This is a genomic window from uncultured Azohydromonas sp. (assembly GCF_937926365.1).
Classification (GTDB): domain Bacteria; phylum Pseudomonadota; class Gammaproteobacteria; order Burkholderiales; family Burkholderiaceae_C; genus Azohydromonas.
Map to the genome: position 1 here is coordinate 16,915 of NZ_CALAOH010000087.1, position 10,856 is coordinate 27,770.

General features: G+C 73.6%; 12 protein-coding genes and 1 pseudogene. 3 read left to right on the top strand and 10 right to left on the bottom strand.

The annotated features are described in order from the left end of the window. The 6 genes from rfaE1 to Q0741_RS08835 form a co-directional block, all read right to left on the bottom strand. The gene (gene rfaE1 / locus Q0741_RS08810) at positions 1–948 is read right to left on the bottom strand and encodes a D-glycero-beta-D-manno-heptose-7-phosphate kinase (RefSeq protein ID WP_298232826.1); all 948 of its coding nucleotides are present in this window, start codon (positions 946–948) and stop codon (positions 1–3) included. After that, on the bottom strand, positions 945–1,517 hold the full coding sequence (locus Q0741_RS08815; protein ID WP_298232827.1) for an HAD family hydrolase: 573 nt from the start codon (positions 1,515–1,517) through the stop codon (positions 945–947). The genes rfaE1 and Q0741_RS08815 overlap by 4 nt, the downstream gene beginning before the upstream one ends. Beyond that, on the bottom strand, positions 1,514–1,951 hold the full coding sequence (locus tag Q0741_RS08820; RefSeq protein WP_298232828.1) for an adenylyltransferase/cytidyltransferase family protein: 438 nt from the start codon (positions 1,949–1,951) through the stop codon (positions 1,514–1,516). Before Q0741_RS08820 ends, Q0741_RS08815 begins: the two co-directional genes overlap by 4 nt. A gap of 203 nt (positions 1,952–2,154) precedes the next feature. Then, complete coding sequence (locus tag Q0741_RS08825; protein ID WP_298232829.1) at positions 2,155–3,282, bottom strand: DNA topoisomerase IB; 1,128 nt, start codon at positions 3,280–3,282, stop codon at positions 2,155–2,157. A 14-nt stretch (positions 3,283–3,296) separates the two neighbouring features. Next, positions 3,297–4,298 (bottom strand): DUF4142 domain-containing protein, encoded by a 1,002-nt coding sequence (locus tag Q0741_RS08830; RefSeq protein ID WP_298232830.1) that lies wholly within the window; start codon positions 4,296–4,298, stop codon positions 3,297–3,299. 114 nt (positions 4,299–4,412) lie between these two features. Continuing rightward, a complete protein-coding gene (locus tag Q0741_RS08835) occupies positions 4,413–4,865 on the bottom strand; it encodes a PA2169 family four-helix-bundle protein (RefSeq protein ID WP_298232831.1) in 453 nt (150 codons plus the stop codon). Between the two features lie 94 nt (positions 4,866–4,959). Between Q0741_RS08835 and Q0741_RS08840 the strand changes: the two genes are divergently transcribed. Together Q0741_RS08840 and Q0741_RS08845 are read left to right on the top strand one after the other, a co-directional pair. After that, entirely contained in the window at positions 4,960–6,228 is a 1,269-nt protein-coding gene (locus Q0741_RS08840; protein ID WP_298232832.1) for a glycosyltransferase, read from the top strand. Then, positions 6,225–7,004 carry a polysaccharide deacetylase family protein gene (locus tag Q0741_RS08845; protein WP_298232833.1) on the top strand — a complete coding sequence of 260 codons (780 nt, stop codon included), beginning with the start codon at positions 6,225–6,227 and terminating at the stop codon, positions 7,002–7,004. Before Q0741_RS08840 ends, Q0741_RS08845 begins: the two co-directional genes overlap by 4 nt. A gap of 61 nt (positions 7,005–7,065) precedes the next feature. Here Q0741_RS08845 and Q0741_RS08850 read toward each other — a convergent pair whose 3' ends face one another. After that, on the bottom strand, positions 7,066–7,302 hold the full coding sequence (locus Q0741_RS08850) for a hypothetical protein (protein ID WP_298232834.1): 237 nt from the start codon (positions 7,300–7,302) through the stop codon (positions 7,066–7,068). Positions 7,303–7,447: 145 nt separating this feature from the next. Between Q0741_RS08850 and otnI the strand changes: the two genes are divergently transcribed. Then, the gene (gene otnI / locus Q0741_RS08855; protein ID WP_298232835.1) at positions 7,448–8,245 is read left to right on the top strand and encodes a 2-oxo-tetronate isomerase; all 798 of its coding nucleotides are present in this window, start codon (positions 7,448–7,450) and stop codon (positions 8,243–8,245) included. 170 nt (positions 8,246–8,415) lie between these two features. Here otnI and Q0741_RS08860 read toward each other — a convergent pair whose 3' ends face one another. The 3 genes and pseudogenes from Q0741_RS08860 to Q0741_RS08870 all read right to left on the bottom strand — a co-directional run. Then, the gene (locus Q0741_RS08860; protein ID WP_298232836.1) at positions 8,416–8,961 is read right to left on the bottom strand and encodes a phosphatase PAP2 family protein; all 546 of its coding nucleotides are present in this window, start codon (positions 8,959–8,961) and stop codon (positions 8,416–8,418) included. Then, positions 8,945–10,105 carry a glycosyltransferase family 1 protein gene (locus Q0741_RS08865; RefSeq protein WP_298232837.1) on the bottom strand — a complete coding sequence of 387 codons (1,161 nt, stop codon included), beginning with the start codon at positions 10,103–10,105 and terminating at the stop codon, positions 8,945–8,947. The genes Q0741_RS08860 and Q0741_RS08865 overlap by 17 nt, the downstream gene beginning before the upstream one ends. Positions 10,106–10,193: 88 nt before the next feature. Next, positions 10,194–10,856: pseudogene (locus Q0741_RS08870) on the bottom strand (hypothetical protein); the annotation flags it as partial.

Genomic DNA, 10,856 nt, shown 5'->3' on the forward strand with positions numbered 1-10,856 from the left:
TCAGGCTCCTTGGTTGTCGATGGTTGATGGGGGCGGCGCCGCGTCCAGGCCGAGCTCCTGGCTGCTGACGCTCGCCGTGCCGAACTTGCCCACCACGATGCCCGCGGCCTTGTTGGCCCAGCGCACCGCCTCTTCCAGCCCGATGCCGCGGCTGAGCGTGTGCGCCAGCGTGGCCAGCACCGTGTCGCCGGCACCGCTGACGTCGTAGACCTCGCGCACCTGCGTGGGCAGGCGCAGGCAGGGTTTCAGATGCGAGCACAGCGTCATGCCTTGCTCGCCCAGCGTCACCAGCAGGTGCTCCAGCTGCAGCTGGCCGCGCAGCTCGTGCGCCTTGTGCAGCAGCTGCGCCTCGTCCTTCCAGCCGCCCATGACGGCGCGCAGCTCCGCGGCGTTGGGCTTCAACAGCCACGCGCCGCGGTAGCGCTCGAAGTCCAGGCCCTTGGGGTCCACCAGCACGCGGCAGCCGTGGCGCCGCGCCGCGGCGATCAGCTCGGCGCAGTGTCCCAGGCTGCCCTTGGCGTAGTCCGACAGCAGCACCCACTCGTGCTGCGGCATCAGCGCGATGGCGCGTTCCGTGAGCGCGCGCACGCAGCGCGCCGGCGGGGGTGCCTCGAAATCGATGCGCAGCAGCTGCTGGTGGCGGCACACCGAGCGGATCTTCTGGACCGTCTGCACCGCCGGGTCACGCACCGGGTCGAAGCCGATGCCGGCCCGCGCCATCAGCCCGGAGAGCTGCGCGCCGGCCTCGTCCTCGCCCACCAGCGACAGCAGCCGCACCTCGCTGCCCAGCGCCACCAGGTTGAGCGCGACGTTGGCGGCGCCGCCGGCGCGCTGCGTCTCGCGCTGCACCTGCAGCACCGGCACCGGCGCCTCGGGCGAGATGCGGTCCACCGCGCCTTCCCAGTAGCGGTCGAGCATGCAGTCGCCGATGACCAGGATCGGCTTCATCGCAGCACCGCCTTCGCGCAGTCCAGCAGGCTGGCGAAGGCGCCGTCCGCGCCCGCGGCCCGCGCCTCCTCCTCGCCGCCGATGAGGAAGCAGCGTCCCACGCCCGCGGCGCGCCCGGCGGCGACGTCGCTGCCGCGGTCGCCCGCCAGCAGCGAGGCCGCCAGATCCAGGTTCAGCTCCGACGCCGCGCGCAGGATCAGCCCTGGCGCCGGCTTGCGGCAGTCGCAGTCCAGCCGCCACTGCGCCAGCGCAGCCTCGGGATGGTGCGGGCAGTGGTAGATGCCGCCCAGCGCCACACCCGCCGGCCGCAGCAGCGCGCGCAGGTGCTCGCTCAGCGCGTGGTGCTGCGCCTCGGTGTAGTAGCCGCGCGCGATGCCGGACTGGTTCGTCACCACCACCAGCACGTACTCGCGCGCGAGCAGCTGCAGCGCCTGCACCACGCCGGGCAGGAGCTGGAAGTCCTCGGCGCGGTGCACGTAGCCGCGGTCCTCGTTGAGCACGCCGTCGCGGTCCAGGAACGCCGCCGGGCGCGGCGCGGCGCCGGTTCGCCGGGGCGGTGCCCCGCTCACGGCGCGGCCCTCATGCGCTGCACCAGTGCCGTGGTGGATCGTCCCGCCAGGTAGGGCAGCGCCAGCGCGCGGCCGCCCCAGCGCGCCATCAGCGCGGCCTCGGGCAGGCACTGCACGTCGTAGTCGCCGCCCTTGACGTAGATCTCCGGCCGCAGCGCCTCCAGCAGCGCCAGTGGCGTGCTCTCCTCGAACACCACCACCATCGACACGCATTCCAGCGCCGCCAGCACGCAGGCACGGTCGGCTTCCGGGTTCAGCGGGCGCTCCGGCCCCTTGTGCAGGGCACGCACCGAGGCGTCGCTGTTGAGGCCGACGATCAGCGAGCCGCCCAGCGCGCGGGCCCGCTGCAGGCACTCCACGTGGCCGCGATGCAGCAGGTCGAACACGCCGTTGGTGAATACTCGCGGGCCCGGCAGCCCGGCAGCCTGCGACACGGCCTGTGCGCGGGCACATATTTTGGGTGACAGCGCAACTTCCTGGGCTACCCCGGAAGCTTCCCGGGTGGGGAAGAGGACGGCTGCGGTATTGACAGCCTCGTGGGAGATGGCGAAGGAGGAAGCGGCAGGCGGGGAGGTGAGGGGAGTCTGCACTTCGGATGGGACAGCGGGAACGCTCCGCTAAGGCAAGGCGTGTGCCTTCAGCGCGCGGCGGCCGAGACCCCGGAAGTTGCGGGAGAAACCATCATGGCACGCCGGCCGCGCGGTTGCCGGCCTTCGCCGCGCGGATGCTCCAGGAAGCGCAGCAGCCGCCACTCGTCGGCCTGCAGCCCGCCATGGGCGCGCACCGACTCGCCCAGGCGCCGGCACAGCGTGACGGCGGCCTGCTCGTCCTCGGCCAGCGCGAGCACGGCCGGATGCACGTAAGCCTTGCGGCAGACGGCGGGCGTGTTGCCCAGCCTGCGCGCCACCTCGGTGATCACCGGGGTCAGCCTGGGTGCGCCTTCGCACTCGCGGCAGGCCACGCGCATCAGCTCCAGCGCCTGCACGCTGCCGTGCCAGGTGCGGAAGTCCTTGGCCGTGAAGCGCTTGCCCGCGGCCTCTTCCAGGTAGTCGTTGACCTCGGCCGATCCCACGGCATGGGTCTCGCCGTCCTCGCCCACGTAATGGAACAGCTCCTGGCCGGGCAGCTGCTGGCAGCGGCGCACCACGCGCGCCACCTGCGGGTCGTCCAGCGCCACCTCGTGCAGCACGCCGTGCTTGCCGCGAAAGCGCAGTTTCAACTGGCTGCCGCGCAGCCCGGCATGGCGGCGGCGCAGCGTGGTCAGGCCGTAGGAGCGGTTGCCGCGCGCGTACTCGTCGTTGCCCACGCGCATGACGGTGGTGTCGAGCAGTCGCACGAGGGTGGCGAGCACCAGCGTGCGCGAGGGGCCGGCGCGGGTGCTGGCCTTGAGGTCCGCCGCCACGCGGGCGCGGATGCGCGGCAGCGCCAGGCCGAACTCGCGCAGGCGCTCGAACTTGTGGTCCTCGCGGTGGGCGCGGAAGTCGGGGTGGTAGCGGTACTGCTTGCGCCCGCGTGCGTCGCGCCCGGTGGCCTGCAGGTGCCCGTTGGGCCGCGGGCAGATCCACACCTCGGTGTAGGCCGGCGGGATGGCGAGCTTGCGGATCCGCTGCAGCCGTGCCTCGTCGGTGACTTCGCGCCCCTGCGGATCGAAGTAGGCGAAGGCACCGTCGCGGCGCTCGCGCCGCAGCCCGGGTAGGGTGTCGCTCACCCAGACCAGCCCCGCGGGCAGCGGCTCGTCGGGCGGCTGCTGCGGCAGGGCGGACATGGCGGGCGCCTCGTTCAGCGGCCGTCGGCTCCGGGCAGCTTGCGGGCTTGCGCCAGGTGCGTGCGCAGCGACTTGAGGTTTTGCTGGATCCAGGCCTTGAGCTCCGGGTCCTTGGCGTCGCGGGCGGCCTTCTCGAAGCGCTCGATGCTGCTTTGGTGGTCCTGCACGCCCACGGTGTTGACGAAGGCGGTGTCGAAGGGCTCGGCCCGCTCCAGGCGCTCGATCACCCGCTGGCGATCGCTGGGCATTTGCTTCGGCAGCTCGATGCGGTGCTGATCGGCCAGCCGCTGCAGCTGCTCCTGCGCCTTGGCGTGGTCGCGCTCGATGCGCTGGGCGAAGTCCTTGATGTCCGGGCTCTTGGCGCGTTCCTGGCCCAGCCTGGCGGCGGCCATCTCGTACAGGCCCAGCCCCGCGGTCGTCTGCACGAAGGTGCGATCGGTGCTGTTGAGCGGGGTGGCCGACGTCTCGTTGCCGTCCTTGGCCTCCTTGGACGGCGTGTCGCCGCCCGGCGCGGCTTGCGTGCGACTGCTGCTTGCGGCCGGGGCGCCCTGGGCCAGGTCGCCGGCGCCCGCGGCCATGGAGGCCGCGCTTGCGGACGGTACCGCGACGCCGGGCGGCGCGGCCGTGCCGGCGCCGCCGCCGGTAGCGCGGCCGGGCTCGCCAGCGGTGCTGTCGTGTGAATCGGAGGGCGTGGCGCCGCCCGTGGCCACGCCCGCGCCGGCACCCAGCGGCGTGCCGGTGGAGCGGCCGGCCGTGGGCTCGCTGCCGGCGGAAACGGCCGGGCCCGAGGCCTCGGGCAGCGTGCCGGAAGGTGTGCCGGGCGTGGTGGTCGAGCCCGCACCGCCGGTGCCGGTGGCGGTGCCCGTGCTGCCGGTGACGGTGCCGGTGGCTTGCTCGCGCTCCCCGGTGGGCGGGCGGCTGTCCTCGGTGACCTTGGGCGACTTGGGATCGCAGCCGGCCACCAGGGCCAGGCCCAGCAGGACGGCCAGCGGCAGCGTCCGGAAGCAGGCGTTCATGGCTTGATGGGGGTTACTGCAGGAGGGGAACCTGGCTGGCCGGCCGCCGTGCGGGCGGCGGCCGGAGGGCACCACGGTGCGCGCGTCCGACGCGTCCGTGGCGAAGGTGAGCGATCAGCTCGCGGCGCGCAGACGGTTGCGCAGCTCACGTACCTGATCATGGTTGCGCTTCACACCTTGGTACTGGCGATCCACCACCGCGTGCACCTGCGGCGGCAGCGGCTTGGCCAGCGCGTTGCGGTAGCTCGTCAGCGCCGTGTCCTCGCCGCGCTCGCACTCTTCCATGATGGCCTTGTCGTCATAGGTGGAGAGCGTGGCCTTCACGGCAACCCAGCCGCGGTGCATGGCGCCCAGCGCGCTGCCACCGGTGTCGGCTTCGCCGCCGAGTTGCGTCACCAGGGACTGCAGCTCCGTGGCGCCCTTCTGGCAGTCAGCGGCACGGTCCAGCAGCAGCGACTTGAGCTCGGGCGATTTCGCATGCTCTGCACTGGTGCGGAAGCCGTATTCGCCGTCCTTGCAGGTTTCGATCAGGTCGTTGAGGGTGTCGATGACTTCGTCGTTGCTCATGGAAATGGCTCCTTGGGTGCGAGTGCCACTTTCAGGCAGGCAGCGTGCCCAAGGACTTGCTGCGCCGCGGCATGTTGCTTGCAACAAGGCGCGCATGAAAGCTGCTCAAGCGTCCGTTTCCGCCCGCCACGATGACGACGAGGCGGCCTGCCACGTGGTGGACAGCACCATGTTCTGGAGCCCGACGAGCGGTGGGGTCCGGCGCTACCTCAAGGTCAAGCACGACTGGCTAGCGCGGCACCCGGGCTGGCGCCACACCATCTTCGCTCCCGGGGCGCGCGGCTGGGGCCTGGAGGACGCGGGCGGCCTGCCGCTGCCGGGCCTGGGTGGCTACCGGCTGCCGCTGGACCGGCGCGGCGCGGCGCGGCGCATCGAGCGCCTGGAGCCCGACCTGATCGAGGCCGGTGACCCGCTGCGCCTGGGCTGGGCCAGCCTGGACGCGGGCCAGCGCCTGGGCGTGCCGGTGCTGGCCTTTTGCCACAGCAACGTGATGGAGGCGGCGGCGCGGCTGGTGGGCGGGCCCGCGTGGTGCCGCGGCGCCGTGCGCCGCGCCGTGGGCGCGTACCTGGGGCGCATGTACCGCGACTTCGACCTCGTGCTCGCGCCCAGCCGCTGGATGGCCGAGCAGCTGCGCGCTCTGGGCCTGCTCAACGTCGAGCTGCAGCCGCTGGGCGTGGACAGCAAGCTGTTCCATCCCTCGCGGCGCGATCCCGCGCTGCGCGCCGAGCTGGGCATTGGCGAGAACGTGCGGCTGCTGCTGTACGCCGGCCGCTTCGCGCCGGAGAAGAACCTGCCGCTGCTGGCCGACGCGGTGCGGCGCCTGGGCAAGCCCTACCTGCTGCTGGCCGTGGGCGACGGGCCGCTGCCGCCGCACGGCCCGCGCGTGCGGCGCCTGCCTTTCGAGCCGCGCCCGTCGCAGCTCGCGCGGCTCATGGCCACCGCCGACGCCTTCGTGCATGCCGGCGATCAGGAGAGCTTCGGGCTGGCGCCGCTGGAGGCCATGGCCTGCGGCACGCCGGTGATCGTGCGGCACGCCGCGGGCTTGGCCGAGCTGGCCGAGGGCGGCGCCGGCCTGGCCGTGGACAGCGATCGGCCCTCGGAGTGGGCGGAAGCGATTGCGGCATTGTTTGCCGTGGATCACGAGCCCTGGCGCCGCGCCGGACGCGCCTGCGCCGAGCGCCACGACTGGGAGACGGTGCTGCCGCCATTGGTGACGCGCTACCGCCGGCTGCTGCGCGGCCGCCGACTCACCGGCGAGGAGGCGACGATGCCGGTGGCGCACTGGCATGGCCTGCCGGCGACCAAGGAACAGGGTTTGGAAAGCGCCTCGTGGTCCGAGATGGGCCGGTCGCGGCCAGGGTGAGCGGCCAGCCCGCCGCGCTGCCACGCGACGCGCTGGCCCCCGGCGGCGCGCTGGCGCTGGTGGTGCACGACGTGGCGCCGGCCACCTGGGAGCGCTGCGCGGCGCTGCTGCGCGAGGCGCGCGCGCTGGCGCCGCTGCCCGCCACGCTGCTGGTGGTGCCGCGCTGGCACGGGCAGCCCTCGACGCGCGGCTTCGAGGCGGCGATGGACCAGGCCCTGGCGCAGGGGCACGAGTTAGCGCTGCACGGCTGGAACCACGTGGACCCGCTGCCCGCGGCCGGGGCGCTGCAGCGGCTGCGGCGGCGCTTCTACACCGCCGGCGAAGGCGAGTTCGCGGCGCTGTCGCGCGCCGATGCGGCACGGCGCCTGGCGCTGGGGAGGCGCTGGTTCGAGCGCCGCGGCTGGCCGCTGCACGGCTTCGTGCCGCCGGCCTGGCTGCTGGGCGCGGACAGCGCACGGGCGCTGCGGGACGCCGGCTTCGAATACAGCTGCACCCTGGACCGCTTCATCGGGCTGCGCGGGCAGCCGCCGCTGCGGGCGTGGAGCCTGGTGTTCAGCACCCGCGCGGCGTGGCGGCGCGGCGTGTCGCGATGGTGGGTGCCGCTGCTGGCGCGGCGGCTGCGGCAGGCGCCGCTGCTGCGCTTCGAGCTGCACCCGGACGACGTGGTGTACCCGGGGGTGCGCCGCTGCTGGCTGGCCCTGCTGGCGCGGGCGCTGGAGGAGGGCCGGCAGCCGCTGCTGCTGCGCGAGGTGGCGGGGAGGCTGCCCAGGCCTTGAGGCGCGGCGCGGGCAACGAAAAGCCCGGCAGTGCCGGGCTTTGGTCGGGATCAGCGGCGCGTCATTGCCGCGTGAGCACCACGTCGCTGCCGTGGATGCGCATCGAGCCGTCGGGCAGCACGTCCAGCGGCTCGCCGGAGTCCAGGCGGTACTCGGCCTGGCCGGTGGGCTCCCAGTGCTCCTCGGCACCGACGAACAAGTCCTCGCGCAGCATGTGCTCGTAGCCCTTGACCTTGTAGCTCTTGCCCTGCGCGTCGCGGGCGCTGAAGGTCTCCAGCAGGTGCAGCTTGCGGTCCATGGTCACCTCCTTGTGCAGTGGACGGGACGGCGTGGCCGTCCGGACGTTCGATCGTAGGCAGTCCACGGCCCGCTGCAAATGGCTGGCCCACGACGGCGCTGGAGAATGCGGGCTTGCCCGCAGATCCCGCACCCGGAGGACCGCCTTGCCCCGCTTCGCCGCCAACCTCTCGCTGATGTACACGGAACACGCCTTCCTCGACCGCTTCGAGGCCGCGGCGGCCGACGGCTTCGAGGCCGTGGAATTCCTGTTTCCTTATGCCTTCGACCCGGCCGAGGTGGCCGAGCGGCTGCGGCGCCACGGGCTGCGGCAGGTGCTGTTCAACGCCCCGCCGGGCGACTGGGACGCGGGCGAGCGCGGCATCGCGGCGCTGCCCGATCGCGTGCAGGAGTTCCGCCGTGGCTTCACCGAGCAGGTGCTGCCCTGGGTGAAGGCGCTGAGTTGCCCGCGCGTGCACGTCATGAGCGGCCTCATGCCCGAGGGGCTGCCGCGCGAGGCGATGGAGACAACGCTGCTGTCCAACCTGCGTTGGGCCACGCGGTTCTGCGCGGAGCACGCTTTCGAGATCCTGATCGAGCCGCTGAACCCGCGCGATGTGCCGCGCTACCTGCTGCGCACGCAGGAGGACGCGCACCGCATCGCGCAGCAGGTGGACAACGGCTTCGTGCGGGTGCAGTTCGACCTGTACCACTGCCACCTCACCGAGGGCGACGTGGCGGGCCACCTGCGCCGCTGGCTGCCCACGGGCCGCGTCGGCCACATACAGTTCGCCGGCGTGCCGGACCGGCACGAGCCCGAGCGCGGCGAGCTGGATTTCCCGGCGCTGTTCGGGCTGATCGACGAACTGGGCTACCAGGGGGTCGCCAGCGCGGAGTACCGGCCGCGGGCGGGGACGTCCCAGGGACTGGATTGGTTCAGGGAGTGGCGGGCGAGGGCGGGGTGACTGGAGGGCGGCGAACGTGGTCTTGGCCGTGCCGTAGCAAGAAAGTCGGCACGCCTCCGCATTCCGTTGGCCGAGGCGCTTCGCACCCTACTCCGTCATTCCCGCGAAGGCGGGAACCCAGGCGGTCCCACGTCGGGCGTTTCAGTTGCGACAGCAACCTGCCCAGCCCCTCACCACGACCACAATGCCAACAGCCCCCCCGCCGTCACGAACCCGGTGAGCGCGCCGGCGAGCACGTCGCTGGGGTAGTGCAGGCCCAGCACCACGCGCGAGGCGGCCACCAGCGCCGTGAAGCCCCAGGCCAGCGGCGCCCAGGCGGCGTAGTGCCAGCTCAGCAGCAGCGAAAAGCTCACCGCGTGCAGCGTGTGGCCGCTGGGAAAGCTGTAGCGGTCCAGCGCCTTGGCGCAGGCGCGGATGTCGGGACAGTCCACGCAGGGCCGCTCGCGCCCGGTGCGCAGCTTGGCCCAGCGGTACAGCACCACGTTGAGCACGCCCGCCGCGCCCATCTGCAGCGTGCACACCAGCCCGTCGGGGCTGCCGCCCAGCCAGGGCAGCACCAGCATCAGCCCGTACCACAGGCCGCCGTCGCCCAGGCGGCTCGCCACCACCAGCAGCCGCAGCAGCAGCGCCTGTTCGGCGCCGCGATGCAGGCGCCGGGCCCATTGACGGTCGATTTCCAGCCAGCGCGCGCGGCTGGCTTCAGGCCATGGCCACATGCGGCCGCCGCGCCTGCAAGGGCAGCAGCGCGATCTGCGCCAGGCGCTGCTCGAAGCGGCCGAGCACCTGGTCCCAGCCCGCCTGCAACGCGGCCTGGCGCGCCGCGTGGCGCATCGGCGCGAGCAGCTCGCCCATCTCCGCGGCCCGGATGGCGGTGCGAATGAAAGCCTCCTCGTCGTCGGGCGGCACCAGCAGGCCGCTGACGCCGTGGCTGATGTGCTGCGAGGCGGCCGCCAGGTCGATGGCCACCACCGCCAGCCCGCTGGCCAGCGCCTCCAGCGTCACGTTGCCGAAGGTCTCGCTCTGGCTGGGGAAGAGGAAGAGGTCGGCGCTGGCGTAATGGGCCGCCAGCGCCTCGCCCTGCAGCGGGCCCACGAACTCCGCCGCCGGGAAATCGCGCTCCAGCCGCGCGCGCAGCGGGCCGTCGCCCACCACCACCATGCGCGTGCGCGGACGCAGCCGCCGCGCGGCCTGGAACGCGCGCAGCGCCAGCAGCACGTTCTTCTCCGCCGCGAGCCGGCCCACGTAGAGCATCACGACCTGGTGCGGATCGGGCGCGTTCCAGCGTGCCCGCAGCCCGGCGTTGCGCCGCTCGGGCGTGAAGAGCTGCGTGTCCACGCCGCGCCCCTGCACCTCCACGCGGTGGAAGCCGCCCAGCCGCAGCTGCCGCGCTAGCGCCTGCGTGGGCACGAAGCTGCAGCTGGCCTGGTTGTGGAAACGGCGCAGGCACGCGGCGATCAGCGGCTCGGCCCAGCCCATCCGGTAATAGCGGCTGTAGTGGTGAAAGTTGGTGCGGAAGTCGGTGCTGACGGGCAGGCCCAGCCGCAGCGCGGCGTGCACCGCGGCATGCCCCAGCGGCCCGGGCGTGGCCACGTGCACGATGTTCGGCCGCAGGGCCTGCCAGCGCTCGACGAACCGCGCGCGGCGCGCCACGCCGAAGCGCAGCGCGGGGTACATCGGGATGGGCAGTCCCAGGGTGCGCCACTCCTGCGCGTCGTCCCGCGGCGCCTCGCCGCGCTGGCGCGGACGGATGAGCTGCACTTCATGGCCGGCATCGCGCAGGAACCGCACCGTGCGCTCCGTCGTCAGGGCCACGCCGTTGAGCTCCGGCGGGTAGGTTTCGGTCACGTAGGCAATGCGCACGGCGGTCGTGTCGGTTGCGGCGGTGCTGGCGCTTCAGCAGATACCGTTCCTGCGCAGGGCCCGCAGCCTGGGCGTCATGGCGCCCGCCTTACCCCGCCACGCCCGCACCCGCCGCATCGAAGCGCCGCTTGAACTGCAGCTCGAACTCCGACCCCGCCTCCGGGTCCAGCAGCACTGGCGCGGGCTCGTCGCACAGCCGCGGCGTGCCCAGCGCGGCCCACAGGCCGTCCACCACCACCAGCGCCGGGCCGTGGGCGGGCCTGTTCGCCGGGGGCGCCAGCGGCCAGCCGCCTCGGGGCGGTCCCGGCGCGGCACCCTGCAGCCGGCAATCGGCGCCGGCGCGCTGCAGCAGCGCCAGCGCCCGGCCCGGGCGCGACAGCAGCAACTGCACGTCCACGCCGCGCCAGGCGGCCTGGTAGAGCGCGCGCAGCAGGACGGGGCCGGGCTTCTCGGCCGGGCCCAGTGCGAGGCGGATGCGCGACTGCGCGATCGCCAGCGCCTGCAGCAGCGCCCCGCGCAGCGCCTGCTGGGCGCCCTGGGGATGCGCCGACGGCACGGCCGCCAGGCGCTGCGTCCCGGCCACCGGCTGCAGCAGCAGCGGCGGCGGCGCCAGCGCCGGCTGCAGGCGCTGCGTCCAGTCGTGCAGGAAGGCCTGCTGCAGCGCCGGCACCACCGGGCCTTCCAGCAGCAGGGCCGGGGCGCGCGTGCCGCCGGGCGCGATGACGGCGCGGCGGCCCTCGGCCAGCAGCAG